26 protein-coding genes and 1 tRNA gene are annotated in these 25,712 nt (G+C 62.3%); 12 read left to right on the forward strand and 15 right to left on the reverse strand.

Annotation, left to right across the window (positions count from 1 at the left end; genetic code table 11):
* The first annotated feature begins 59 nt into the window (after nucleotides 1-59).
* Entirely contained in the window at nucleotides 60-1,550 is a 1,491-nt protein-coding gene (locus AC0L7I_RS14570) for a replicative DNA helicase (protein WP_473397151.1), read from the forward strand.
* A 75-nt stretch (nucleotides 1,551-1,625) separates the two neighbouring features.
* On the opposite strand, the gene AC0L7I_RS14575 is transcribed toward AC0L7I_RS14570, so the two are convergent.
* From AC0L7I_RS14575 to AC0L7I_RS14585, 3 genes are all read right to left on the reverse strand, one after another.
* The gene (locus tag AC0L7I_RS14575) at nucleotides 1,626-1,994 is read right to left on the reverse strand and encodes a hypothetical protein (RefSeq protein ID WP_473397152.1); all 369 of its coding nucleotides are present in this window, start codon (nucleotides 1,992-1,994) and stop codon (nucleotides 1,626-1,628) included.
* Between the two features lie 267 nt (nucleotides 1,995-2,261).
* Nucleotides 2,262-2,816, reverse strand: coding sequence for a TIR domain-containing protein (locus AC0L7I_RS14580; RefSeq protein WP_473397153.1), 555 nt, complete (start codon nucleotides 2,814-2,816; stop codon nucleotides 2,262-2,264).
* Nucleotides 2,806-3,657, reverse strand: a complete 852-nt coding sequence (locus AC0L7I_RS14585; RefSeq protein ID WP_473397154.1) for a macro domain-containing protein — start codon at nucleotides 3,655-3,657, stop codon at nucleotides 2,806-2,808. The genes AC0L7I_RS14580 and AC0L7I_RS14585 overlap by 11 nt, the downstream gene beginning before the upstream one ends.
* A gap of 373 nt (nucleotides 3,658-4,030) precedes the next feature.
* Between AC0L7I_RS14585 and AC0L7I_RS14590 the strand changes: the two genes are divergently transcribed.
* Together AC0L7I_RS14590 and AC0L7I_RS14595 are read left to right on the forward strand one after the other, a co-directional pair.
* Nucleotides 4,031-4,765: a DNA/RNA non-specific endonuclease gene (locus AC0L7I_RS14590; RefSeq protein ID WP_473397155.1), complete on the forward strand. Its 735-nt coding sequence runs from the start codon at nucleotides 4,031-4,033 to the stop codon at nucleotides 4,763-4,765.
* Nucleotides 4,766-4,785: 20 nt separating this feature from the next.
* Nucleotides 4,786-4,917, forward strand: a complete 132-nt coding sequence (locus tag AC0L7I_RS14595; RefSeq protein ID WP_473397156.1) for a hypothetical protein — start codon at nucleotides 4,786-4,788, stop codon at nucleotides 4,915-4,917.
* Nucleotides 4,918-5,008: 91 nt separating this feature from the next.
* On the opposite strand, the gene AC0L7I_RS14600 is transcribed toward AC0L7I_RS14595, so the two are convergent.
* Complete coding sequence (locus tag AC0L7I_RS14600) at nucleotides 5,009-5,830, reverse strand: enoyl-CoA hydratase-related protein (protein ID WP_473397157.1); 822 nt, start codon at nucleotides 5,828-5,830, stop codon at nucleotides 5,009-5,011.
* A 174-nt stretch (nucleotides 5,831-6,004) separates the two neighbouring features.
* On the opposite strand from AC0L7I_RS14600, the gene AC0L7I_RS14605 reads away from it, so the two are divergent.
* Complete coding sequence (locus tag AC0L7I_RS14605) at nucleotides 6,005-7,252, forward strand: acyl-CoA dehydrogenase family protein (RefSeq protein ID WP_473397158.1); 1,248 nt, start codon at nucleotides 6,005-6,007, stop codon at nucleotides 7,250-7,252.
* 8 nt (nucleotides 7,253-7,260) lie between these two features.
* Here AC0L7I_RS14605 and AC0L7I_RS14610 read toward each other — a convergent pair whose 3' ends face one another.
* Nucleotides 7,261-7,704 carry a hotdog fold thioesterase gene (locus tag AC0L7I_RS14610; protein ID WP_473397159.1) on the reverse strand — a complete coding sequence of 148 codons (444 nt, stop codon included), beginning with the start codon at nucleotides 7,702-7,704 and terminating at the stop codon, nucleotides 7,261-7,263.
* A gap of 205 nt (nucleotides 7,705-7,909) precedes the next feature.
* Between AC0L7I_RS14610 and AC0L7I_RS14615 the strand changes: the two genes are divergently transcribed.
* Complete coding sequence (locus AC0L7I_RS14615) at nucleotides 7,910-9,058, forward strand: acyl-CoA dehydrogenase family protein (protein ID WP_473397160.1); 1,149 nt, start codon at nucleotides 7,910-7,912, stop codon at nucleotides 9,056-9,058.
* A 21-nt stretch (nucleotides 9,059-9,079) separates the two neighbouring features.
* Here AC0L7I_RS14615 and AC0L7I_RS14620 read toward each other — a convergent pair whose 3' ends face one another.
* Together AC0L7I_RS14620 and AC0L7I_RS14625 are read right to left on the reverse strand one after the other, a co-directional pair.
* Nucleotides 9,080-10,048, reverse strand: coding sequence for an alpha/beta fold hydrolase (locus AC0L7I_RS14620; protein WP_473397161.1), 969 nt, complete (start codon nucleotides 10,046-10,048; stop codon nucleotides 9,080-9,082).
* 6 nt (nucleotides 10,049-10,054) lie between these two features.
* On the reverse strand, nucleotides 10,055-10,966 hold the full coding sequence (locus tag AC0L7I_RS14625) for a crotonase/enoyl-CoA hydratase family protein (protein ID WP_473397162.1): 912 nt from the start codon (nucleotides 10,964-10,966) through the stop codon (nucleotides 10,055-10,057).
* Nucleotides 10,967-11,116: 150 nt separating this feature from the next.
* Here AC0L7I_RS14625 and AC0L7I_RS14630 point away from each other — a divergent pair, with 150 nt between their 5' ends.
* The 3 genes from AC0L7I_RS14630 to AC0L7I_RS14640 all read left to right on the forward strand — a co-directional run bounded on the left by AC0L7I_RS14630 (nucleotide 11,117) and on the right by AC0L7I_RS14640 (nucleotide 15,011).
* A complete protein-coding gene (locus tag AC0L7I_RS14630; protein ID WP_473397163.1) occupies nucleotides 11,117-12,421 on the forward strand; it encodes a Xaa-Pro dipeptidase in 1,305 nt (434 codons plus the stop codon).
* Nucleotides 12,421-13,356, forward strand: a complete 936-nt coding sequence (locus AC0L7I_RS14635) for a sterol desaturase family protein (RefSeq protein WP_473397164.1) — start codon at nucleotides 12,421-12,423, stop codon at nucleotides 13,354-13,356. Before AC0L7I_RS14630 ends, AC0L7I_RS14635 begins: the two co-directional genes overlap by 1 nt.
* A gap of 107 nt (nucleotides 13,357-13,463) precedes the next feature.
* On the forward strand, nucleotides 13,464-15,011 hold the full coding sequence (locus AC0L7I_RS14640; protein WP_473397165.1) for an acyl-CoA synthetase: 1,548 nt from the start codon (nucleotides 13,464-13,466) through the stop codon (nucleotides 15,009-15,011).
* 73 nt (nucleotides 15,012-15,084) lie between these two features.
* On the opposite strand, the gene AC0L7I_RS14645 is transcribed toward AC0L7I_RS14640, so the two are convergent.
* A complete protein-coding gene (locus tag AC0L7I_RS14645) occupies nucleotides 15,085-15,441 on the reverse strand; it encodes a DUF4870 family protein (protein ID WP_473397166.1) in 357 nt (118 codons plus the stop codon).
* Nucleotides 15,442-15,584: 143 nt separating this feature from the next.
* On the opposite strand from AC0L7I_RS14645, the gene AC0L7I_RS14650 reads away from it, so the two are divergent.
* The 3 genes from AC0L7I_RS14650 (at nucleotide 15,585) to AC0L7I_RS14660 (ending at nucleotide 18,783) form a co-directional block, all read left to right on the forward strand.
* The gene (locus AC0L7I_RS14650; RefSeq protein WP_473397167.1) at nucleotides 15,585-16,040 is read left to right on the forward strand and encodes a MaoC family dehydratase; all 456 of its coding nucleotides are present in this window, start codon (nucleotides 15,585-15,587) and stop codon (nucleotides 16,038-16,040) included.
* Between the two features lie 44 nt (nucleotides 16,041-16,084).
* Complete coding sequence (gene msrB / locus AC0L7I_RS14655) at nucleotides 16,085-16,489, forward strand: peptide-methionine (R)-S-oxide reductase MsrB (RefSeq protein WP_473397168.1); 405 nt, start codon at nucleotides 16,085-16,087, stop codon at nucleotides 16,487-16,489.
* 65 nt (nucleotides 16,490-16,554) lie between these two features.
* Complete coding sequence (locus tag AC0L7I_RS14660; RefSeq protein WP_473397169.1) at nucleotides 16,555-18,783, forward strand: S9 family peptidase; 2,229 nt, start codon at nucleotides 16,555-16,557, stop codon at nucleotides 18,781-18,783.
* A 186-nt stretch (nucleotides 18,784-18,969) separates the two neighbouring features.
* On the opposite strand, the gene AC0L7I_RS14665 is transcribed toward AC0L7I_RS14660, so the two are convergent.
* Nucleotides 18,970-20,916 carry a hypothetical protein gene (locus AC0L7I_RS14665; RefSeq protein WP_473397170.1) on the reverse strand — a complete coding sequence of 649 codons (1,947 nt, stop codon included), beginning with the start codon at nucleotides 20,914-20,916 and terminating at the stop codon, nucleotides 18,970-18,972.
* 390 nt (nucleotides 20,917-21,306) lie between these two features.
* Here AC0L7I_RS14665 and AC0L7I_RS14670 point away from each other — a divergent pair, with 390 nt between their 5' ends.
* Nucleotides 21,307-21,768: a helix-turn-helix domain-containing protein gene (locus AC0L7I_RS14670; protein ID WP_473397171.1), complete on the forward strand. Its 462-nt coding sequence runs from the start codon at nucleotides 21,307-21,309 to the stop codon at nucleotides 21,766-21,768.
* Nucleotides 21,769-21,929: 161 nt separating this feature from the next.
* On the opposite strand, the gene AC0L7I_RS14675 is transcribed toward AC0L7I_RS14670, so the two are convergent.
* From AC0L7I_RS14675 to AC0L7I_RS14700, 6 genes are all read right to left on the reverse strand, one after another.
* Nucleotides 21,930-22,006 (reverse strand) — tRNA-Pro (locus tag AC0L7I_RS14675).
* Nucleotides 22,007-22,059: 53 nt separating this feature from the next.
* Nucleotides 22,060-22,536, reverse strand: coding sequence for a MerR family transcriptional regulator (locus AC0L7I_RS14680; protein ID WP_473397172.1), 477 nt, complete (start codon nucleotides 22,534-22,536; stop codon nucleotides 22,060-22,062).
* 20 nt (nucleotides 22,537-22,556) lie between these two features.
* On the reverse strand, nucleotides 22,557-22,850 hold the full coding sequence (locus AC0L7I_RS14685) for an integration host factor subunit alpha (RefSeq protein WP_473397173.1): 294 nt from the start codon (nucleotides 22,848-22,850) through the stop codon (nucleotides 22,557-22,559).
* Between the two features lie 138 nt (nucleotides 22,851-22,988).
* Nucleotides 22,989-23,960 (reverse strand): beta-ketoacyl-ACP synthase III, encoded by a 972-nt coding sequence (locus AC0L7I_RS14690; RefSeq protein WP_473397174.1) that lies wholly within the window; start codon nucleotides 23,958-23,960, stop codon nucleotides 22,989-22,991.
* A 25-nt stretch (nucleotides 23,961-23,985) separates the two neighbouring features.
* Nucleotides 23,986-25,020: a phosphate acyltransferase PlsX gene (gene plsX, locus AC0L7I_RS14695; protein WP_473397175.1), complete on the reverse strand. Its 1,035-nt coding sequence runs from the start codon at nucleotides 25,018-25,020 to the stop codon at nucleotides 23,986-23,988.
* A 93-nt stretch (nucleotides 25,021-25,113) separates the two neighbouring features.
* Nucleotides 25,114-25,662 carry a ubiquinol-cytochrome C chaperone family protein gene (locus AC0L7I_RS14700; protein ID WP_473397176.1) on the reverse strand — a complete coding sequence of 183 codons (549 nt, stop codon included), beginning with the start codon at nucleotides 25,660-25,662 and terminating at the stop codon, nucleotides 25,114-25,116.
* Nucleotides 25,663-25,712 lie beyond the last annotated feature (50 nt).

Here is a 25,712-nt window from a genome sequence, read left to right on the forward strand (position 1 = left end):
AGGCAGAACGCTGCCAGATGTGTGCAGCCATCGCGCCCAAGGTGGGCTAGAATTAACCAATGCCTCTCGACGATCACTCCCCCGAACCGAATATCATCGCCCCGAACAACCTATCGGCCGAGGCAGCCGTTCTGGGCGCGATCCTGTTCGACAATAATGCCTACCAGCGTGTGGCCGATATCCTGCGCCCGTCAGACTTCTACGCGCCCGCGCACCAGGAGCTGTATGACGTCGCCGCGACAATGATCCAGCAGGGCCGGGTCGCAGACGGCGTGACCCTGCGCGAGCATTTCGAGAAGGCCGAGCAGCTGACCGAGATCGGCGGCGCGCGCTACCTGGAACAATTGCTCGACAGCGCCGCCTTCGGGCCGGAAGTGTCCGACTATGCCCACATGATCCGCGACCTGGCGATGCGCCGGGCGCTGGTCGATATCAGCGGCGAGCTGAAGGGCCGCGCCCTGACGCCAGGCCCGGACGAGACCGGCGAACGCCAGATCGAGCTGGCCGAGCGCCAGCTGTTCGACCTGGCCGAGCGCGGCGCCACCGGGCGGGGCTTTACCAGCTTTTCCGAGGCGCTGGTCGAGTCGCTGAAAGCGGCCGAAGCGGCGTTCAAGCGCGAAGGCAAGATTGCCGGCATCCCGACCGCCCTGCGCGACCTCGACGACAAGCTGGGCGGCTTCCACCGGTCTGACCTGCTCATCCTTGCCGGGCGCCCGTCAATGGGGAAGACCTCGCTGGCCACCAACATTGCCTACAATGCCGCCGCCGCCTACCGGGCCGAGGTGCAGGATGACGGCTCGAAAAAGACCGTCGAGGGCGGCATTGTCGGCTTCTTCTCGCTCGAAATGTCGAACGAACAGCTGGCCACGCGTATCCTCGCCGAGCGGACCGGCATTACCACCCACCGCATCCGCCAGGGCGATCTCGACAAGGCCGACTTCGAGCGCCTGCGCGAAGCCACCGAAGAGCTGCAGAACCTGCCGCTCTATATCGACGATACCGGCGGCATCTCGATCAGCCAGCTGGCCGCCCGCGCCCGGCGCCTGCAGCGCTCGGTCGGGCTCGACATGATCGTCATCGACTACCTGCAGCTGATCACCGTGACCAATGGCAATTCCAACGCCAACCGCGTGCAGGAAGTGACCCAGATCACCACCGCCCTCAAGGCGCTGGCCAAGGACCTGAACGTGCCGATCCTGGCGCTGTCCCAGCTCAGCCGCGCGGTCGAACAGCGCGACGACAAGCGCCCGCAACTCTCCGACCTGCGCGAATCCGGCTCGATCGAGCAGGATGCCGACGTCGTCATGTTTGTCTACCGCGAGGAATACTACCTCGCCCGGTCAGAGCCCGGCGCCGACCCGAACGATCCGTCCTCGAACGAGAAATGGACCCAGTGGCGCGCCCGGATGGACCAGATCTACGGCATTGCCGAAGTCATCATCGGCAAGCAGCGCCACGGCCCCATCGGCAAGGTCGACCTCGCCTTCGACGCCAATATCACCCGCTTTGGCAACCTCGACCGCGCCGGCATCGAGCGCGAGGAAGACTAGGCCTGCACCGGCGGCCGCAGGCCCCTCCCGGGCCTCCGGCACGCATGCAGGTTTTAGAGGCAGGGGGCGCGGCCCCTAGGACGTATCGACCCCGGCGACGGGCAGGCCGCACACGGATACTGCCCGAAGACTGCCCGGAAAAACCCCGGACAGCCCCGGATGCCAGACAGCGCGCGCGCCGGGGCCCGGCCCGGCCGGAACCGCCACAGAAACGCGCTGCCAGGCCGGCACACGCGGGGCCGCCCGCCGCCAGGGGTCGGCCGCCACCGGACCATCTTCCACGAAGGCCACACGGATACGCCCCGAGCGATGACAGACCCGGATGAGGACCCCGCGCTGCTGCCGGTTCATCCAGCCAAACAGCACCACCAGCTGCAGCCAGACAAACGGCCACAGAAAGACCGGCACGGCACGGAAAATCGCGATGATCGCCTCACGGTTCATGCGGCGCAGTATACGGCAGGTTGGGAGGGGTGGGGATAAGGGGGGGCGTTTTCCTACGGACAAGGGCGACCATATCTCACCGATCATCGTCAGCCCGGATGGGGCACGGATTGAGATGCTAAATAGCTACCGCAGTCACCCGAAAGCAGCCGTTGTCGGAAGCGAATTCCAATGTGAGGAAGTCACCAATGGCGGACCGTCAACTTAATCCGTTCGACGGCGGTTTCGCGGATAGACCTGACGCTGAACGAATGAGCTGAATCCGGATCATTGTATGTATCCCCAGTTTACGTGAGATTCGCGCGAGTAATACTGCAGCGAGCTTCCAATCGTTTCGCCATTGACCGTGAATCGGTTGATCGCGTTGAGCATCACGTCTTTCTTGAACGGAATGTGAATCGCTTGTGCGCTGCTATTGTTGATCCGCATCTGAAGCGACGTTGGCCAAAGGTTCGAAAGCACGGCTGGATTGAGGATCGAGTAGTAGCCAGTGTAGGCCACGATCAAAGGCAACTCGTACTGATCGACAGCCATTTCGATTTCCCAAGATAATAGGCTCCCGCTTTTTCGGGTATCTGGCGAAATTATTACGACCATATTTTTTGATGCTGTCAGCCGTTTGCGGATACTTGCTTTGAGCGTTTCCAGCGTGCTGGCATCGCGAACGGCGCTTGCCTTATCGTGGCTGTTCACAAACTTGAACTCGATGCTATTCGAAGCGTCCCAGCTCTGTACAGTTGCATAAAACCTGAAGTCCGACTTGGTCGGGTCGGTTTGCCCCAATCCATCGAAAGCGAAATAGGTGCCGGTTCTATTTGCCATGGGTCCAGTTCCTTAGGTGGTTCTTTAGGTTGAGATGTCGCGCTTTGTCTTCGGGCAGAACGATCTCGATCTCGCCAGTGACCCTGCCGTGGCGACTTTCTTCCAACACAGCCGTAATGATGAGGTCGATAAGTGCTGAGTTTTTAATTCCCGTCCGAGTCAACCCTGAACCCATGAGCGGTATTACAAGCGGCTCCATCGAACACGCCGCTCTCGCTTCTGCGACCATGCCGCGAACCGCTCGAATGAGCATCTCCGCATTCGCGATCGTTAAGTTGTCATCGGGGTTAGTCTTGCCAAGTGCAACAAACAGGAACTTTTGATCGTCGGTGCAAGCGCGAACCGTCGTGCCAATCGGGTATCTCAGTTTATTGCCCTTTGATCTAGATTCACGGATTCCCTGTTTGCTCTTTAGGGAAGCGCTTACTTGCTTTTTCCAGTCGTCTGCATTGTCTTGCCAGTAAGTATTCAGCACGTATCCGTGGAGTGACTGGGATGACACTAGGTCTTCGTCTACTATGCTGTCGAAGAAGTCATTTACGCCAATGGCTTTCCAACCGTTTTCTTTAAACATGTCACCAAACTTAACCGTGATCTTGGTACCCTTGTCTGGATTCGGGATTACTACTTCGCGGCGAAGGAAGCCGCTGAAACAGTACCCGTCGAGGAAGAAGAATGCCAACCCCGGCAATACTCCGACAACCAATAACAAAGCGAACGGCAGCTTGATGTTGCCGTCAGCAAGCACCTCGTAGGATTCTAATATCAGGAATATCGCACCGAAAACGCTAAGTAGGGAGCGAGTGAGCTCGCGCCAATGCACCAGTACCCGTCCCATCATACAGCACCACCGCACAACTCACACAAAATTCAATGTGGACCCGACGGCGATGGAATGCAATCGGAAGAGCTTGAACCAATAGATATCGAGTGAATGTCGCCCGAGTGCTGAAATTCGTCCCACTGTCTGATCCGGATCAATTCGCGTCCGACATCATCAATCAACAACAGGCAGGGCCGCTCGGCTCGCATCACGCTTGAATTTCCGACGCAGCGGCGTGGCCGTTCCCCCTTGAATGGGTTCACACAGAACTACCCCCGCAACCTTCCCTGTAGCTAAATTTCATTGTTTATGATAATTCGCCTATAGGTTGTCGGATCGTTGGCCGATCCGCCCTAGGCGTAAATGCTCAGTGCAAGTAGGAGTGTGACAGATGAACGATCCCTTTCAGATGCAACCTGAATTGCGTTACGGCGCACCTGTCTGCGACCAAATCCTGACCGGACGCTACTTTACGATTGGGTATTCCTGGTACTTCCGGCAAGCCAAATGGACGCTGGAAATCATTAATCGCGAACGCCACCTGATGAATCTCGACGAAGTGCAGCGTCTGGACAATTTCCGCGCCGACACCCGCATTCCAGAGCGATTTCGCGCCGGGCTTAAGGCCTTTGTTGGCAGCGGCTATGACCGAGGCCATCTCGTTGGCAGCGCGAACCAAAACTTGCGTGACCTGCAGAATTCCGAGACCTTTCTTCTATCGAACATGTCACCGCAAAAGCCGGAGTTCAATCGCGCGAAATGGCGGGAGCTAGAGATGGCCGTCCGCCGCCTTGATGAGCAAGAGGATGTTCTCGAGACATACGTTCTTACTTGCCCGGTTTTCTATTTTGGAAAAGTTATCGAGACAATCGGCGGCGAGCACCATGACTTCGGCATTGATGTACCGGTGCCCCATGCCTTCATCAAGAGCGTCTTGATCGAGGCACGCAATGGACGCCACCGTCTGTGGACCTTCGAGATGGAGAACCGGGACCTCGACGGCGCTCTGGACGACTATCTCGTCAAGACATATGACGCCGAACAAATCGTCGGTGGCCGCTTCTGGGACCGGATCAGCGGCGGCGACATGCATGAGATGAAAAAGGATCCGATCCCGATCTGGTGACAGACCGATTGCTCATCACGATGCCAACAAGCGTAGAAACTGTTGTTCCAGAGATCATCCCCGAAATCGCCATTGGCCCTGAGCCCTCATTGCGCGTACAGATGGTGCCTTGGCCGATGGGGGAGAACGGCGTGACGCTCGAAAGCATCTAGTATATCGGTCAGACGAACGCGCTCGCCGCGATGGAAACGCCGGGCGCCTGAGGCGCCGAAGCAACTATAAGCCCCCCCCTGATCCACCTGCTCACCCCCCGGACCATTCCGCCGGGCGCTTGCCGAGGAAGGCGGCGATGGCTTCCTTGTAGTCGGGCTGTTTGACCATTTCGTTCATCAGGGCATTGGCGTCGCGCACCGAGGCGCCGACATCGCGGTGGAAGTCGAGATAGGTCTGGCGCTTGGTCTGGCGCAGCGCTTCGGGGGAGACCCGCGCGACCAGGTCCAGCGCATAGGCGCGCGTTTCGGCGATCAGCTGATCCGGCGCGACGAGGCGGTGGACGAGGCCGATGGCATGGGCCTCGTCTGTCAGGAACTTGCGGCTGGACAATAGCAGTTCCATGGCGCGCGCGCCGCCGATGAGGCGCGGCAGCAGCCATGACAGGCCGTATTCGGCCGGCAGGTTGAGGGGCCCGTGCGCCGTGGTGAGCTTTGCCCCCGGCACCGCGAAACGGATATCGGCATAGCAGGCGAGCACGAGGCCCGCGCCCGCCGCCGCGCCGTTGATGGCGGCGATGACCGGCTTGGACAGGGCGAAATGATAGGCGAAGTCTTCGGCAAAGGGCGCGAAGGATTTGTCGCCCGGCGTGACGAGGTCGGCCGGCGTGCCGGCGTCATAGGCGCCTGACTTGGAATGGCCGTCGAGGGCCTGCGAGTCTCCGCCGACGCAGAAGCGCTCGCCGCTGCCGGTGACGAGGACCAGGCTGACGGCCGGGTCGGCCTCGGCCTTGGCCAGCAGGTAGCGGTATTCGGCATGCATGCGGCCGGTCCAGGCATTGCCGCGGTGGGGGCGGCTGAGCGTGATCGTCGCGATCCGGTCTTGGATTTCGTATTCTGTCGCCTTCAGGTCCATGGCCCGCTCCTGTCCTGCCTCATGCCGAGGCCCGCAACTATTGGCCGCCCGGCCGAAGAAGTCCAACGCCGCCGGGAATTGCCGCAGCGTCACGGGCCCGGCGGGTGGATTGCCCCTCCCCGCAAAAGCCCGCATTGTGAGGCCAGCGATAATGAAACACCAGGATGGAAACCCATGACGGACCTCAACAGCGAACTCTTCGAACTCAGCATGTCGGACAAGGCGAAGCCCCTGATGGCCCGCGTGGTGAAGCACCTGGAAGAGAATGTCGCCCCGTGGCGCGACGAGTTCGAAGCGCTGAATGCGGAGAAGGAAGACCGCTGGTCGTGGCATCCGCGCCAGCTGGAGCTGATGGAAGCGGCCAAGGCCAAGGCGCGCGAGGCCGGCCTGTGGAACTTCTTCCTGCCGGACGCCGAGACGGGCGAAGGGCTCAGCAATCTCGACTATGCCTATATCGCCGCCGAGCTGGGCAAGCATCCCTATGGCTCTGAAACCATGAACTGCAACGCACCCGACACCGGCAATATGGAAGTGCTGGAGCGCGTGGGCACGCCCGCGCAGAAGGAACAGTGGCTGAAGCCGCTGCTGGCCGGCGAGATCCGCTCGGCCTATGCGATGACCGAACCGAACGTCGCCTCGTCGGACGCCAAGAATATCAGCACGACGGCTGTACTGGACGGCGACGAGTGGGTGATCAATGGCGAGAAATTCTACATTTCCGGCGCCGGCAACCCGCGCTGCAAGATCATGATCGTGATGGTGAAAACCAGCCCCGATGCGCCGACCAGCAAGCAGCAATCGCAAATCCTGGTGCCGATGGACACGCCGGGCGTGAAGATACTGGGCGCGATGGAAGTGATGGGCGAAGACCACGCGCCGATCGGGCACATGCACCTGAAATTCGACAATGTCCGCGTGCCGAAGGACAACATCCTGCTGGGCGAGGGTCGCGGGTTCGAAATCTCGCAGGTGCGCCTGGGGCCGGGCCGCATCCACCATTGCATGCGCTCCATCGGCAAGGCCGAACTGGCGCTGGAGATGATGGTCAAGCGCGCCGGCACGCGCACCGCCTTCGGCCAGAAGATTGCCAAGCTGGGCAAGAACCTGGAGGTGATTTCACGCGCGCGGATCGAGATCAACGCGATGCGGCTGGCCGTGTTGCAGGCCGCCAAGGCGATGGATGTGCTCGGCAACAAGGAAGCCCGGGTCTATGTCAGCGCGGTGAAGGCCATGGTGCCGGAGAAAGTGTGCCTGATCATCGACCAGGCCATGCAGATGCACGGCGCGGCGGGCATGTCGCAATGGTTCCCGCTGGCCAGCATGTATGCCGACATGCGCCACCTGCGCTATGCCGACGGCCCGGACGAAGTGCACCACATGGTGGTCGGCCGTGCCGAAGTGCAGAAGCACGGCCTCTGGTAGGCTGCCCGCTAGCTCGGCTGGGCCCGCTGCGCCGGGATGACGGCGACGGTGAAACGCGACAGGCAGACGAGGCGTTCGGACTCATCGGTGATGCGGATGGTCCATATCTGGGTCGTGCGGCCCAGCGCTTCGGCCTTGGCGGTGGCATAGACGAAACCGTCCTTCACCGGCCGGACATGATTGGCGTTGATCTCGAGGCCGACGCCGACGCTTTCGCTTGAATCGAGCACCAGGTTGGCGGCAACCGAGCCGACCGTCTCGGCCAGGACGACCGATGCGCCGCCATGCAGGCGCCCGTGCGGCTGCAGCGTGCGATGATCGACCGGCATGCGCGCCGTCAGCGTGTCGTCGCCGATGGCAACGAGCGCGATGTCCAGAAGCCCCCCCATCGTGCCTTTCTGGGCCGCCGTGATCGCGTCCAGGTCTATGTTCGTTTGTCGCCAGATTGACATTAGCAAGCCTTCTCAAATTTTGATCGGGACGCCCGAATCGACAAGCGGTCGCGGGGCCCTGAATGTGACCTCAGCATGTGGCACACGCTTCGCCTGCTCCACAACCCGCCGAATCCGCGCAGCCGGGCTCGGTAGTTTCCCGTATTGCGGTTTGCCGCCACCCGCGCGGTAATCATCGTCCCGCCCGGAAGAGAGGGAACGCGACATGGACGGCAGTTTTCAATTTGCGCAGGCCAAGGCTGGCGGCCCTGGCGACGGGCTTGCCGATGCGGCCTTCCGGACCGACGTGGATACCTTCCTCGACGCGTCCCTGACCGAAGAGCTGCGCGCAGCGGGCCGCGCAACGACCGGACTGAAATCGGCGCCGGACGCTTGCCGGGCATGGCGGGAGACGCTGCTTGCGCGTGGCTGGTACGCCCCGTCCTGGCCGGCGGAGCATGGCGGGGCCGGCTGGAGCACGGCGCAGCGCCTCTATTTCGAGAATGCCTGCGCCGCGCGCGATGCGCCGCTGCTGATGTCCTCGGGCGTCCGGACGATCGGCCCGCTGATCATCGCCGAGGGCACGCCTGACCAGCAGGCGCATTACCTGCCTGCCATCCTGGGCGGCGAGCATGAATGGTGCCAGGGCTTTTCCGAACCGCAGGCGGGATCGGACCTGTCCGCCCTCTCGCTGCGGGCGACGCGCGACGGCGACGACTTTGTCCTGAGCGGCAGCAAGCTGTGGACGAGCTTTGCCCAGTACGCCACCCACATGTTCCTGCTGGCGCGGTGCGAACCGGATTCCAGGGGCGGCGACGGACTGGTCTTCCTGCTGGTCGAGATGGACCGGCCGGGCATCTCGGTGCGGCCAATCCGTTTCATCGATGGCGAATACGAGACCAATGAGGTTTTCTTCGACAATGTCCGCACGCCAGCGGCCGACCGGATCGGCGAGATCGGAAAAGGCTGGAAGGCGGCCAAGCGGCTGATGGAAATCGCGCGCTCCAACAATACAACCACAGGCCTGCTCCGGCGGGCACTGCGCGCGGCGCAGCGCGGCGCAGCCGAAGCGGGGATGATCGAGGCCGGCGTGCGTACCAAGCTGGCCAGCATGGCGCGGCGAATTGATGAATTCGAGGCGCTTGAGGCGCGTGTTGCAGCGGGCATGGTTGCTGTCGCTCCGGCGCCGGCCACCTCATTGATGAAACTGCTCGCCACAGAGCTGCATCAGGCGATTACCGAAATCGGACTGGAGGCGGCTCCAGACAGCGCCTTCGCGCAGGCGAAGTATTTCTCAACGCGTGCGGCGACGATCTATTCCGGCACCAGCGAGGTGCACAAGAACATACTCGCCCGCGCGATCGGCTGCCCGTAAGGGCACACGCCGCGCCAGTCCCTAAAGCCCGCCCAGCCAGTCCAGCAGCAGCGTGTTGACCTCGTCGGGGCGCTCCTGCTGGGTCCAGTGCCCGCAGCCTTCGAGCAGGGTCGCGCCGCGCAGGTCAGACAGGTTTTCCTTCATCGCCGCCAGCATGTCGCCGGGCGACATTTTCAGGACGAGGTCCCGTGTGCCGCCGATATAGAGCGAAGGCTGGGCGATAGCCATGGGCGCGGCATGACCGGTCAGGAAGGCATGGTCCCGGTGCCAGTTGCGGTAGCGGTTGAGCGGCCCGCGAAAGCCGGACTGGCGAAACTGGGAATCGTAATAGGCGACATCCTCGGCCGACAGCCACGGCAGCGGCATGGGCGGCTCCGGCAGGCGGTGCAGCAGCGTGTCGCCATGCTTCTTGTCGGTCGGCCATGTGCCATCGGGCGCATCGCCGGAGATGGCATAATAGAACTTGCGGATCGTCTCGGCCGGGTCTGCCTCGAGTTCGGCCTCGGGCGGCCCCTCGTCCTGGAAATAGATCTGGTAGAAGAACAGGCCCCGGTCGGTGAAGAAGGCCCGCACGGCGTCGATGAACACGATTTCGTTCGGCGGGATATAGGGCACCGACAGGCCCGCGACAGCGCGGAACGTGTCCGCGTGCAGCCGGGCCGTGTTCCATGCGATGGGCGATCCCCAGTCATGCCCGATCACGACAGCCTTTTCGCCCGGCGACAGGGCATGGGCGAGACCGGCAATGTCGCCGGTCATGCTTTCCATGTCATAGGCTTCGACGGCGTCGGGTCGGTCGGACCCGCCATAGCCACGCACATCCGGCGCCGCGACGCGGTAGCCTGCCGCCGACAGCGCCGCGATCTGGTGACGCCAGGAATACCAGCTTTCGGGAAACCCGTGCACGAGGATGACAAGCGGGCCGTCGCCCGCTGTGGCCACGCGCAACCGGATGCCATTTGTCTCAATCAGCTGGAATTCTGGCGTCATGGCGGTTTAGTCCTGGCCGCCGATCCAGGTGAATTCCGGATCTTCCCACCACGGGAAGAAGTTCGGCATGCCGTCGGAGACTTTCACCGGGTATACCGGCTTGCGCTTCTCCAGGAAGCTCATCACGCCTTCCTTGGCGTCTGGCGTCTTGCCGCGCGAATAGATGGCGGCGGAATTGACGATATGCGCTTCCATCGGATGGCTGGCACCCAGCATGCGCCACATCATCTGGCGCGTGAGTGTCGTCGAGACGGCGGCCGTATTGTCGGCAATCTCGCGGGCCATTGCCTTGGCGACGTCGAGCAGTTCCGCCTGTGGGTGGACCGAGAGGACGAGGCCGCCATCGAGCGCTTCCTGCGCCGGGAAGACCCGGCCGGAATAGCACCAGGCCAGCGCCTGCTGGATGCCGACAAGGCGCGGCAGGAACCAGCTGGAAGCCGCTTCCGGGTTGATGCCGCGGCGGTTGAACACGAAACCGAAGCGGGCATTGTCTGAGGCGATACGGATATCCATCGGCAGCTGCATGGTGACGCCGATCCCCACGGCTGCGCCATTGATGGCGCCAATCACGGGTTTCAAACTGTCGAAGATGCGGAGAGTCACCCGCCCGCCGCCGTCGCGTTGGATGTCGACATCGGCCGAGCGGCCTTCCTCGCCTGTGGCGGCGCGGGCGTCGTAGTCGAAAGTCTTGGCGCCTTCGGACAGGTCGGCCCCGGCGCAAAAGGCCCGGTCGCCCGATCCCGTGACAATCACCGCGCGTACGCTGTCATCGGCATCGGTAATGTCGAACGCCTCGATCATTTCGTACATCATCTTGCCGGTAAAGGCATTCATCTTGTCGGGCCGGTTGAGCGTGAGAACGGCCACGCCGTCCTCGATATCCAGGATAATCTGCTCGAACTTTTTTGGCTGTGCCATCGTGTATCTCCCTAGGGTCATCTCTGGGCCCACACTGCCTGCCCGGCAGCAGAGGTCAAGCGCGTCCCAAGGGAAACCAGTGCCCGGCTTGACCGCCCGGCAATTTCGCCCTGATAGTCCAGCCAAATCTCACCTCAAAAGGCCGTTCCCATGCAGTTTTCCCGTCTCGCCCTCCTCGGCGCCACAATGCTGGCAGCAGGCGCCGTCGCCAACGCCGCCCCGGTCTATGTCAAGGCTGGCAGCCTGATCGATCCGGCCAAGGGAACGGTGACGAAAGACGTCGCTCTCGTCGTGGATGGGGGTAAAATTGTCGCTTCGGGCGCCCAGCGCGCCACGAAAGTGCCGAAGGGCGCCACCATTATCGACCTGGGCACCGAGACCGTGATGCCGGGCTTTATCGACATGCACACACACCTCACCGGCGACGCGGAAACTGGCGCCTATGAATTGCTCGGCCTTTCGGACGAGCGCATGGCCATCACTGGCGTCAAGAATGCTCGGCTGACGCTGCTGTCCGGGTTCACGACGGTGCGCGATGTCGGAGCCGAGAGCTATAGCGACGTCGCCCTGCGCGATGCGATCAATGAGGGTGACGTACCCGGCCCGCGCCTGTTTGTGTCCGGCCCGCCCGTCGGCATTACTGGCGGCCATTGCTCTGACATCAACCTGTTGCCGCCTGAATACCACTTGCAGGGCGAAGGCGTTGCCAACGGCCCGTGGGAAATGCGCGCCAAGGTGCGCCAGAACATCAAGTATGGCGTCGACCTGATCAAGACATGCTCCACCGGTGGCGTCTTCTCAAAGGGCACCAGCCTCGGGGCGGCGCAGGGCACGCTTGAGGAACTGACGGCAATTGTCGAAGAAGCCCATGCGCGCGGCCTCAAGGTCGCGAGCCATGCCCATGGTACGGTCGGCATCCGCAATGCCCTGCTCGCCGGCGTCGACACGATCGAGCATGCCAGCATTCTCGACGATGAGACGATTGAACTCGCCAAGGAGAAGGGCGCCTATCTCTCGATGGACATTTACAATACCGAATACACGCTGGCCGAAGGCGAGAAAAACGGTGTGCTGCCGGAATCCATCGAGAAAGAGAAATCGATCTCGAAGATCCAGCGCGCCAGCTTCACCGCCGCCAACAAGGCGGGCGCGAAAATGGTCTTCGGGTCTGACGCCGGCGTCTATCCTCACGGGGACAATCCGAAACAATTCTCGCGCATGGTCGAGTTCGGCATGACGCCGATGCAGGCGATCACGGCCGCCACGACAACGGCAGCCGAAGCACTCGGCAAGGCCGGCCTGCTCGGCTGTCTCGATGTTGGCTGCGCCGCCGACTTGGTGGCTGTCAGCGGTGATCCGCTCAAGGATATTTCTATCCTGGAGAAGGTCGAGTTCATCATGAAGGACGGCCACGTCTACAAGCAAGACGGCACCGAGGCCGTGGGTATCCGCTAATGCCTGAATGGCTTTCCACAATCCAGCCGACCACGCTGGCTGCACCACTGTTCATCCTGTCGGTCATCTGGGAATGGTGGGCCGTGAAAACCGGCCGCGTGAAGGGCCGCTACGAGACCAAGGATGCCCTCGCCTCGCTGGCCATGGGCACCGGCAATGTCGTCGTCAACACGCTGACGGGCTTTGCCACGCTCTGGATGATGATGCTCGTCTGGCCCTATCGCCTGGCGACCATACCGTTCACGTGGTGGAGCGTCGTTGCCTGTTTCGTGCTGTATGATTTTACCTATTACTGGAAGCACCGGTTTGCCCACCGGGCGCGCTGGTTCTGGATGGAACATGTCACCCACCATTCCAGCACGCACTACAATCTCACCACGGCCCTGCGCCAGCCCTGGTTCGGCCCGTTCACCGGCCTGATCCTGGTCGGCACGCCGATGGTGTTCATCGGTTTTCATCCGTACGTCATTTTCTTCGTCGGCGGACTGAACCTGATCTACCAGTACTGGATCCATACCGAAGCGATCGACCGGATGCCGGGCTGGTTCGAAGCCGTGTTCAACACGCCCAGCCATCACCGCGTCCACCACGCCACCAACCCGCGTTATCTCGACACCAATTATGCCGGCGTGTTCATCACCTGGGACAAGATGTTCGGAACATTTGTGGCAGAACGCGACGACGACAAGCCGGTCTATGGCATCGTCAAGCCGGTCGGCAGCTACAATCCGTTCATCATCGCCTTTCACGAGCTGGGCGGCCTGTTGCGCGACTGTGCGCGCGATGGCCTGCGCCCCGACCGCTGGTTTCGCCGCGCGATCAATGCCCCCGGCTGGAGCCCGGACGGCGCGCACAACCGCTCCGTCGAACTCAAGGCCGCCTATGTCGCCGCGCATCCGGAACATGCCGGGACGCCCGGCCTGCCCAAGGCCTGACTTTCCCCTGCGTCGCCAGTGGACGCGGGCAGCAGGTCGGATAAGTTCGGAGAAACAATCCGGCAGGCCCCGCGAGAGGCGCCGCCCCCCAATGGAGCGAGACGACAATGCACCCCTTCCATCATGCCAAGACCCGGCCTGATCACCCTGCCTATACAATGGCCGGCAGCGGCGAAGTCGTCACCTTCCGCCAGCTCGACGAGCGGTCCAACCAGATCGCGCACGCCCTGCGCGAGGCCGGCTGCCAGCCCGGCGACACGATTGCCCTCTTCGCGGAAAACTCGCCCCGGTATTTTGAAGTCTGCTGGGCCGCCCAGCGGTCGGGGCTCTATTTCGTGTGCATCTCGTCGCGCCTGACGACACCGGAAGTCCAGTACATCATCGAGGATTCCGGCTCGAAGCTGCTGATCGCCGACGCTCACAAGGCGGCGGTCGCCCAGGATGTGAAATCCGTTACCAAGCTCGACGCCTATTGGTCGATCGACGGCGACATCCCGGGATTCACGCCGCTGGAAACGCTGCGGAGCAAGTTCCCTGTCACGCCGATTCCGGACGAGATGGCCGGCACCGACATGCTCTATTCGTCGGGCACGACAGGCCGGCCCAAGGGCATTCGTCCGCCGCTGGAAAAGGGCCTGCCCATCGATGCCGACAATGTCCTGATCCAGATTTGCCGCAGCCTTGCCGGCGTGACCGAGGACTCGATCTACCTGTCGCCCGCGCCCCTCTATCATGCCGCGCCCCTGCGCTGGAGCATGACGATGACACGGCTCGGCGCCTCGCTGGTGATCATGGAAAAATTCGACCCGGAGAATTATCTCCGCCTCGTCGAAAAGTATCGTGTCACGCATTCCCAGCTCGTGCCGACCATGTTCGTGAAGATGCTGAAACTGCCGCCCGAAGTGCGCGAGAAATACGATGTCTCCAGCCTGCAGTTCGCCATCCACGCCGCAGCCCCCTGCCCGATCCCGGTCAAGCAGCAGATGATCGAATGGTGGGGACCCATCATCGATGAATATTATGCCGGCTCCGAAGGCAATGGCATGACCTGGGTGCGCAGCCCCGAATGGATGACCCACAAGGGCACCGTCGGCAAGCCGGTGCACGGCGTGGTCCATATCTGCGACGAGCAGGGCAATGAAGTGCCCGTCGGCGAGGAAGGCCAGGTCTATTTCAGCGGCACGGTCGCGCCGACCTACCATAACGACCCGGAGAAGACCAAAGGCGCCCTCCATGCCACACGGCCTGAACTGTCATCCCTCGGCGATGTCGGCAAGCTGGACGAGGACGGCTTCCTATATCTCACCGACCGCAAGGCGTTCATGATCATTTCCGGCGGCGTGAACATCTATCCGCAGGAATGCGAGAATATCCTCATCACCCATCCCAAGGTCGCCGACTGCGCAGTGATTGGCGTGCCGGACGAGGAATTCGGCGAAGCGGTGAAAGCCGTTGTCCAGCCCGCTCCTGGCGTCGCCCCGTCACCCGAACTGGCTGCCGAGCTGATGGCTTTCTGCCAGGCCAACCTGTCGAAGATCAAATGCCCGAAATCGGTCGATTTCGATCCGGAGCTGCCTCGCCACCCGACCGGCAAGCTCTACAAGCGCCTGGTCCGCGACCGCTACTGGGGCAAGACCGGTAGCCGCATCGTCTGATCCGGGACCGCCGAAATGACAACAGCCGCCCCGTAAGGAGCGGCTGTTTGATTTTCGGGTTCCGTCTGGCCTCCTAGAACAGCCAGCTGCCGGGATTCTCGATGGCCTGGCCGGCCGACAGGGCCTGCATGCCCTTCACGCAGCGGACGATGTACCAGATGAGTGCGGCCAGAAGGACCAGCACGCCAATCAGCACGGCCGTCAGGACGATGCCGATCACGCTGTACAACAGACCCTTCCAGAAAATATTGATCTGGTTGTTATAGTGACTGTCGAGCACGGCATTGCCCTGCCCTTTGCCCATATAGGCCATGATCACACCGATGATCGGCGTGATGCCGATCACGATGCCGACAAGGTAAAGAATGTAGATCAGGTTCGCGTTGCCCTTGGTGTTCGGATCAACCGATATCTGGTTCGAATCTGTCATGAAGCGTCTCCCAATTCAGCCCATTGGGGCAGTATTTGCGAGAATCATCCTCAGGTCCAGCAAATTGACGCTCGGGAAACCTTGCGGGAGCGCCTTGCCCACGCCAGAACAGGGACCAGCAAAAACTCTGGAGGAACTCCCCTATGGCCAACCCGAAAAAAGTCGCTTTCGCTGATCTGGAATCCCTTGCCGGCAAGGAAGTCGGCGTGTCCGACTGGCACAAGATCGACCAGGACCGCGTCAACAAGTTCGCCGACGCCACCGGCGACCACCAGTGGATCCACGTCGATGTCGAACGCGCCACCAAGGCCATGGGCGGCCCCATCGCGCACGGCTTCCTCACGCTCTCGCTCCTGCCCATGCTCGGTTCTGAAGTGCTGAACGTCTCCGGCGTGTCGCGCGGCATCAACTACGGTTCCGACAAGGTCCGCTTCACCAACATGGTTCCCGTCGGCTCCAAGGTCCGCCTGCGCCAGAACTGCAAGTCCGTCACCGAGAAGTCCGGCGGCAAGCAGATGATCATGGAAAGCACCGTCGAAATCGAAGGCCAGGAGCGCCCGGCCCTCGTCGCTGAATCGATCACCGTGCTTTACGGCTGATGAGCGCCTATATTGGGAGGGAACCAGGATATGGAGCCCTCCCGATGACCCAGACCAAGATTGACCGCTCGGACCGCGAATGGCGTGAACTCCTCACCCCGGAAGAATTCCGCGTTGGCGTCAAAGAGGGCACAGAACGCGCCTTCACGCCCGGCAACTTCAATGACGAGAAGCGCACGGGCCTGTATCACTGCAAGGGGTGCGGCACGGCGCTCTGGTCGTCCGAGCACAAGTTCGACAGCGGCACGGGCTGGCCCAGCTATTGGCAGCCTGCCTCGCCAGGTGTCGTTGCCACCAAGACCGATTTCAAGATGATCATCCCGCGCACCGAATGCCACTGCGCCACGTGCGGCCTGCACCAGGGCCACGTCTTCAAGGACGGCCCGCCGCCCACCGGCGAGCGCTGGTGCATCAACGGCATCGTCCTCGAATTCCGCCCCGCAGACTGAGGCTGGACACAGCCTGATCCATTCCCGCCCGTATTCAAGCCTTCAAACCCAAAGGAGCTGGCCCCATGCGCCTTTCTTTTCTCCTCGCCAGCGCAGCGACTGCTGCCCTTCTGACCGGATGCACCATGACTGACCAGACACTTTCCGACGCAGCCACGACCACGCCCGCCGCCGCCACCTCGCTCCAGCCCCCGGTCGCGCCTCGCATCGACCATGAGACGACCCAGGTCGGCCGCACCCGCAACGACCCCTATCAGTGGCTGAAGGACGACAACTGGCAGGAGGTGATGCGCGACCCGACCGTGCTGCGCGCCGACATCCGCACCTATCTCGAAGCCGAGAACGCCTACACCAAGGCCGTGCTGGAAGAGCCGACAACCGCCCTGCGCGACGAATTGTTCAACGAGATGCGCGGCCGCATCAAGGAAGACGACAGCACCGTCCCGGAGATTGACGGCCCGTGGGCCTATTACACGCGCTACCGTCAGGGCGGCGAATACCCGATCATCGCCCGGCGCCCGGCCGCCGACGCCTTCAATCCCGATGCGCCCGAGACGATCCTGCTCGACGGCGACGCCATGGGCAAAGACAAGGATTATTTTTCCTTCGGCGGCATCGACACCAGCCCCGACCACAAGCTGGTCGCCTACTCGACTGACACGCAGGGCAGCGAGTTCTACCAGATCCACGTCAAGGACATCGCAACCGGCGCGGAAACGGCTGCCGTCATAGACAATGCCTATGGCAGCTTCGAATGGTCGGCGAACGGCCAGGCCATCGTCTGGGTCCACCGCGACGAGAATGCCCGGCCCGACGCCGTCTACCAGCGCAACCTGGCGACCGGCGAAGACACGCTCCTCTATGAGGAGAAAGACCCGGGCTTCTTCGTCGGCATCGACAAGAGCGCTAGCGAAGAGGTGATCTTCATCAACGCGTCCGGCCACACGACATCGGAAATCCACTGGTTCCCCGCCAATGAGCTGGACCCAACACTGCGCACGGTCGCCCCGCGCCAGACCGACAATGAATATTCCGTGGTCCACTGGGACGGCCAGTTCTACATCTCGACCAACCTGGACGGCGCCGTCGACTTCAAGCTGATGAAGGCCCCGATGGAGGCGACCTCCCGCGACCAGTGGGAAGAAGTCATTCCCCACCGCCCCGGCACGCTCCTGCTCGGCATGCAGCCGCAGAAAGACTATCTCGCTCGCATGGAGCGCGAGAACGGCCTGCCGCGTATCGTCGTGCGCGCTCGCGCCGATGGCGCCGAACATGCGATCAGCTTCGACGAGGCGGCTTACGATCTCGGCCTCGACAGCGGCTACGACTACAACACGCCGATCCTGCGCTTCGACTATGCCTCGCCGACAACGCCTGACCAGGTCATCGACTATGACCTGGCCACGCATGAGCGCACCCTGCGCAAGACGCGCGAAGTGCCCTCCGGGCATAACCCGGATGACTATGTCTCCGAACGCGTCATGGCCCCGTCTTGGGATGGCGAACTGGTGCCCGTCACGCTGCTGCGCCGCAAGGACACGCCGGTCGACGGCACCGCGCCGCTGCTGCTCTATGGCTACGGGTCCTACGGCATCACCATCCCGGCCGACTTCCGCACCGGCCGCCTCAGCCTCGTTGATCGTGGCTTCGTCTATGCCATCGTCCATCCGCGCGGCTCCATGGCCAAGGGGTATCAATGGTATCTCGACGGCAAGCTCGAGAAGAAGACCAATACGTTCAAGGACTATATCGCCGCCGGCCACTACCTGGTCGACCAGGGCTACACGTCCAAGGGCAAGCTGGTCGGCCATGGCGGCTCGGCAGGCGGCCTGCTGATGGGCGCTGCGGCCAACATGGACCCGGAACTCTTCGCCGGCATCATCGCCGCCGTGCCCTTTGTCGATGTCGTCAACACGATGTCGGACGACACACTGCCGCTGACGCCGCCGGAATGGCCCGAATGGGGCAATCCGCTGACCAGCCAAACCGATTATGACACGATCGCCGCCTACAGCCCGTATGACAACGTGACCAACCAGGCATATCCGGCCATGCTGATCACCGGCGGCCTGTCGGACCCGCGCGTGACCTATTGGGAGCCCAGCAAATGGGCCGCCCGCCTGCGCCATGACGCGCCCGACGGCGGCCCCTACTTCCTGCGCATCAACATGGAAGCCGGCCATGGCGGCGCCTCGGGCCGTTTCGAGGGCCTGAAGGAAACCGCCGTGGAATACGCCTTTGCCCTCGCCGCCGTCGGCAAGACGGACGAGCTGGACCTTTCCGGGGACGACTGAGCCTTTTCCGGCGGCCCGGCGCGCAAGCGCTCCCGGGTCGCCGACTTTTGGCCAGCCGGGGTCGAAACGCGTTCTGAAATTACGATCGTATCGCCTGATATGAATCGACGTGCCGATACGCGTGAAAAATGGTTCCCCGCTTTTATCGTGGAACTCAGGATCGCCGCGGCGACGCAATTTGCCCTGTCAGCAATTCCAAAATCCGTTCTCGCGCCAGCAATAGCGGATTTCCGGCGGCCCGGTGGGCACATAGGTCGGCTTGGTGATCGATCTCTCGAAACGTTCGCGTTCGGCGGCCTGCGTTGCAGCATAGCGCTCAGCCTCTGCCTCGCGCGCGGCGCGTTCCTTGTCGTAATAGGCCTGTGCCCAAGGCCAGACGAGGGTGCATTCCGGGCTCGACCCGCCGAACCGTCCGCAGATTTCACTGGCATCTTCCATATACGGAAGCGAGCGATTGTCGCGCCAGTAATAGGACAGCAGGCTGCCGCCTTCACGCCGCGCGGCAAGATAGAAGAGCAGGTCGCTGCGGACATTCTCGCCTTTCGCCATCTGTTCGTGGGCCGTCGCGATATAGGCTTGGAGTTTGCGTTCTGCGAGGGCGGCAGCATCACGCTCCATTTTCGCGATGTCCGGAATGCGGGCCTGTTTTTCCAAATAGCGCTTTCCGGCCTCGGCGCTGACCAGCGCGAGTGGGGCGGCCTCACCGGTCAGGCCGGCCATCGGCGCCCCCTCGCGGATAAAAATGTCGCGCGCCGAATCGCCTTCGCAATTGTCAATGACCAGCCAGGGCGAAAGGCCGGCATCGGCGTCCGCCCCTTCAAGCAGCCGTATGGCGGTGAACCGGCCCGGCCAGTAGGGCGTTCGTTCTCCAACTACGGAATCGATGATGGTCTTGTCGGCGCGACCTTCCCAGACCGCCCCCGCAAAATCGAGCTCCGGGGCGAGGCCGACTAGGTTTTCCGGCAATTGCGCATACCTGCCATCGGCGACGAGGCGCCGCCCACCCGAACTGATAATTTTGTAAGTGAACTGTCCTTTGTCGGCATACACAAAGGCCCAGTCGTTCACTTTCGGGAACAGGCCTTCGTCTTCATTGATTATGGCAGCCATGCCGACAAAGGGCCGATCGGAGTTCTGGCTCACCGGCCGGCTGTTGCCCGCGAGGGGCATGTAGATGTTGCGGTCTTCAAAGCCGGTATCGGAAGGAACCTCTCCAACCTTGATCATGGCGGTCCAGAAATAGTCGACATTGGGGAAGTCGCGGCGCGTTCCGCCAAGCCCGCAACGGTCTTTGAAATCCAGCCCGTTATGAACTTTCAGGAAGGTGAGCGGATCATCGATCCGGTCAATCACGCCACTCTTGGCATCGACAAAAACGGACGCCTCGACGCCATCGTCTGTGACGATCGGGAACCCGATCAGGCCATCACCAAAGGCAAAATAGTCAAGGCTGGTTTCCGCCCCCGACTGGTTCTTGCGCGTTTCGGGAATGCGGCCATTATCAATCGTGATGGCGATGGTTCCGTCGGGGGCCATCAAGTGCTTTGCCATTCTTTGTCCGGATTCAAGCCCGGAAAAAATGATCACCCTTGGCCGGTTCTGAGCGTTTCCATAGCGGGAATTGAACGTGCTCCAGTCGAACGGAACATCGCGCAATTTCGGGTCCGGTCCGAGTGTGATCATCTTCCATTTGTCATCAACCGTGCTGACCATGGCCAATTGGTCGGAAAAGGGAAAAATCGCCTTATAGGCCGGGGCCAGCAGTTCGGTCTTGCCGTCGGCGCTGTAGAGCCCCCGAAGCCGGTAGTTCCGCAACCGGTAGCTTTCCTTGTTGACCGCATCAGAACCACCGTATCGCCGGGTCTGCTTGTCGAACTCGGCCCAATCCACGCCCTGAGCCGCGAACGCTTTTTGCAGCGTGCGTTTTGACTGCCCCGCCACTTCCCGAATACGCACCTCGATCGCGCTGTCGCCAGAGACAATCCAGGTTGACTCCCCGCGCAGGCATGAGTCTTCGCTGAACTTTCCCACGCAATAATCTGCGCTCGGAGTTTGCCAAGTGGCGAGCCAGGCATGCGCCGGCAGGCCGGTCGCGCAAAAGACCCAAATTGAAACAAGCGCTGATCTGATCATCGACGGCCCCCATGCTGTGTGCGCGAAGCGATAATTCGGTTCGCAAAGCCTGTCATCTGAGAAACCGGTCCGGGAGACTTTTGTCTCCGGGTTTTTCGATGTCCGCTCCTGACCAATAACAGATACTGGAAAGCCCTGAGCCCGGTTCATGTGAGGCCCGACGGGCCGATGCGAAAACTGCCGAGCAAGCCCTAGCCGCTGTCCGCAAGACGGACGCGCTGGACCTTTCCGGGGACCAGGCTCCGATCGACTGAAATTGTCGTGAATTGGCTGCACTGGCGGCAAGGTGGCGGGCCCGTGGCGGGGGCGTGACGTACCGCTGGCGTGGAGGGTGGCCGCCATTTGCGGTCTTTTGGGTTCATCTGATAATGAACACCCCAGGAGAAAATCATGTCCTTCAAAGCAGATGCCGCCAAGATCAAACGCTGGCGCGAAGAGCGTCACTGGTCGCAGGAACACGTCGCCGACCTCGCGGGTATTGGCCTTCGAACCATCCAGCGCATCGAAAACGGCGAACCGGCCTCGCAGGAGTCGCTCAAGGCACTGGCGGCGGCGTATAATGTCGATGTCATCGCCCTGTCAGTCGATCAGGAGGCTGAAGCGGCCAGGGTGGCTGCGCGCCAGGCCGTAAAGTCGCGAGCAGCCGTGCGACTGTCTTTCTGGATTCACTTTGCCAGCTATGTCATCGGGGTTTTCGTATTCATCGGCATCAGCATCAGCATAGGCGGCGAGACATTCGCGATGAAAGTGCCATTGATGTGGTGGACAGTCGGCATCGTCTCCCATGCCGCCACAGTCTTCATCGTTGAAGTCGCGACGCGCTATCAGGAGAAAATTGAAGCGGCGGGGTAAGCTGAGGCGACGCGATCCAGGAAAGCCCTGAGCCCGGTTCATGTGAGGCCCAAAGGGCCGATACGGAACCAACTGGGGCAGCCCTCGCTGGCGCTTCGGGCATTTCCTCACTGAAATCGATCCTCGATCGATGTCTGCGCCTGCTGCGCACCGTGTGGAAATGGTCGGAGCGATAGGATTCGAACCTACGACCCCTCGCCCCCCAGGCGAGTGCGCTACCGGGCTGCGCCACGCTCCGACTCTGGCGGCTTGTAACCAAGCCACCGGCCTTCCGCAATCGCTTATATGGGTTTAGGCAGCCCGCTTGTCGCGCATGGCGTCGAGACGGGCCTTGAGGTCGGTCAGGCCCACCAGCGCGCCTTCGAGGCGTTCCTGGCGCTCAGGGGCCGTTTCTGACGAAATCTCTGCGTCGAACGCCTTGGCGACCGTCTGCTGCAGCTCGCGCGCCGGGCTGCCGACCGTGCCACTGCCGAGGGTTGCTGCACCCGACAACACGGCCTCGAGCCCCTGCTCTGCCAGCAGGGATTTCGCGCCTTTCAGCGTCAGGCCGCGCTCATGCACGAGAATTTGGATCGCCCGCAAGGCGTCGAGGTCCTGAGGACGGAACAGGCGGCGGCCATCGGCGCGCTTCACCGGTTTCACGTCGCGCGGAAATTTCGTTTCCCAATAGCGAAGGACATGCGTTTCCAGACCAAGTTCTGCGGCCGCCTCACCAATCGACCGAAAGGCTTTTGCTGATTTCTCGACGCGGTTCCTGATGGCAGTCATGTCGCTATCCTTCTAGTGTGTCAGCCCTTGTCGACGCGGGCCTTGAGCATGGGGGATGGGCGGAACGTCACCACGCGCCGCGGCGCGATGATGGCTTCTTCGCCGGTCTTGGGGTTGCGGCCTTCGCGGGCGGCTTTCGACCGCACCACGAAATTGCCAAAGCGGGAGAGCTTCACTTCGTCTTCATGCTCCAGCGCCGAGCCGATCATGTCGAGTGTACGGTCAAGCAAGTCAGAGGATTCCTGACGCGTCACGCCCACTTCACGGACGATCGCATCGGTCACTTCGGCACGGGTCAGGGTCTGGTTGCTCATGAGGTTCTCTCGCCTTTCGTTAATGGATAGCGAACGAAACTTAACGGATTCCTAGCGAAACCGTCAGCTTAATTCGTTGAGATGGTTCGATTTGTCTGATTCGGTCCAAAAAATGTGGATCAAAATGATGCCTGTCGCTTAAAGCCGGAACAGGCTGGCGCCCCAGGAAAAGCCGCCGCCCATCGCTTCTGACAGGATCAGGTCGCCCGGCTTGGCCCGCCCCGTGCGCACTGCATGGTTCAGCGCCAAAGGAATCGAGGCCGCTGACGTGTTGGCATGCTCGTCGACCGTGATCACGACCTTGTCTTCGGCAATGCCCATCTTCTTCGCCACGCCATCGAGGATGCGCTTGTTGGCCTGGTGCGGCACGAACCAGTCAATATCATCCGCCGTCAGGCCGGTCTCGTCGAGCACGGCCTGGATGGCCGACGAGATATTCGTCACCGCATGCTTGAACACGCGATTGCCCTCCATCCGGACATGGCCAATCGTGCCGGTCGAGCTGACGCCGCCGTCGACATAGAGCAGGTCCGACTTCGTTCCGTCGGTGCGGATATGGTGCGTGATGATCCCGGCATCGGCCGCGCCGGTCCATTCCTCTGCTTCAATCACAACCGCGCCGCCGCCATCGCCGAACAGCACGGCGGTGCCCCGGTCCGACCAGTCGAGAATGCGCGTGAAAGTTTCCGCGCCAATCACCAGCGCGCGATTGAACAGGCCCTGCTTCAGCATGCTGTCAGCCGTGGCCAGCCCGAACAGGAAGCCGGAACAGACGGCCTGGACGTCGAATGCGGCGCCCGGACCGGTGCCGAGCTTGGCCTGCACCGCTGTCGCCGTTGCCGGGAAGGTCCGGTCGGGCGTCGTCGTGGCCAGCACGATGAGGTCGATGTCCTCGGCCTTGATCCCGGCGGCATCCAGCGCGTTGCGCGCCGCCGCCGTTGCAATGTCCGACGTCAGCTCGCCATCGGCGGCCACATGACGCCGCTTGATTCCCGTGCGCTCGCGAATCCACTCGTCCGACGTGTCCAGCATCGCCGACAGGTCGTCATTGGTGAGCACCTTTTCGGGAAGGTAGCTGCCTGTACCGCGAATGAAACTGCGACGTGTCATTGAAATCCTTTCCGTGCCGGCTGCCCTATTCGACTGCCAGCCCGCCTTCCCTGATGCGCGCCAGGTTGGCGAGTATCTCGTCCTGATAGTGGCTTCGCGCAAGCGCGGCCGCGAGTTGGCAGGCCTGGGCAAATCCGCGCGCATCCGTGCCGCCATGGCTCTTCACGGATACGCCGCCAAGGCCCAGCAGCACGCCGCCATTGGCATTGCTCGGGTCCATCTGGGCGCGCAGCCGCTTCAGCCCGCCAGACGCGAACACCGCGCCCAGCTTGGTCAGGAGGTTCGCCGTGAACGCTTCGCGCATCCGGCTGCCCAGCATCCGCGCCACGCCTTCACCCGCCTTCAGCGCCACATTGCCGGTAAACCCGTCCGTCACCACGACGTCGACGGCGCCCTGCGAGATATCATTGCCCTCGACGAAGCCGCGATAATCCATGTCGAGCTTGGCTTCGCGCAGCCATTCGTGCGCCTCGCGGACCTCGTCATGGCCCTTCATCTCTTCCGAGCCGATATTGAGAATGCCGATCGACGGCTTTTCGATGCCCAGGGCCGCGCGCGCATAGGCCTCGCCCATGATGGCAAAGCTGACGAGCTGGGCCGCATCGGCTTCGAGATTCGCGCCAACGTCCAGCACCACGGTACGGCCGCGCATGGTTGGCCACAGCGCCGTCATTGCCGGGCGGTGCACACCGTCCATCTTGCGCAGGACCAGCATCGAAATGGCCATCAGCGCGCCAGTATTGCCCGCCGACACGGCTGCGGCCGCCTCGCCATTCTTGACCGCCTCGACGGCGTTCCACATCGACGATCCCTTGCCCCGGCGCAGCGCCTGGCTCGGTTTCATGTCGCTCGTGATGACGCTGTCGGAATGAACCAGCTGGCACCGGCCCGACAGGACCGGATAGGCCGCCACCAGGGGCGCCAGCACGGTTTCGTCGCCGTGCAGCAAGACCGCGATATCCGGGCGTTCGGCCAGCAGGACCGCCAAGCCGTCGATCACGACACCGGGCGCAGCATCGCCGCCCATGGCATCAATCGAAAGAATTGTGCCTTCAGCCATTCGGGCCTTCCAAATCAGTCGGAAACGCAATGATTCCTGTTGGGCGGTGTTTACGGCGCGTCACGGGGGTTGGCAACGCCGCGCCTGTGCCTGCTAGGGCACTTTCGGAGCCTGCCCCCAATCGAACGCGCCCGTCAGGATTTCCGCATCCGCCTGCTGTTCCAGGCGCATCGCCAGCGCACACAAATAAGCCGCCAACGCGCCCGCACGGCCTTTTGGCGTCACGCCATTGCGCTCCAGCACGTCGATCACGGCTGATTCTCCGCCTTCACTGCCCAGCGCCCCGGACAAGGCGGTCCCCAGACCGTAATGCGCCTCGGCCAGTTTCCGCACTTTCCGCGCGATCGAGGAATCGCCGACGCCCTGCTCGCGAAAGGCCGCATCAAACCCGTCCAGCACGCGCGCGTTCAACGCCGCAGCGATTTTCGCGGGTTCAGCGCCCGGCATGGCGTTCATCCGCCGGATCGCCAGCGCTGCATGGACCGTGACCATCTGCGCCCGCCCGTCAAACGTGTCGGCAACGTCGCCCGTCAGGTAGAAATCCGGCGCCAGCGCCGCTTTCATCAGCCCGTCATAGGCCCGTACGGCGGCAGCCTTGCGGGCGCGCCGCCGCGCCAGCCAGCCGATTGAAATTCCCGTCACCCATGTACTCCTGTGTTGCCAAGGGGGGTCTGCAGCCGCTAGGTCTTTCG

The organism is Hyphomonas sp. J20-32 (genome assembly GCF_055808555.1).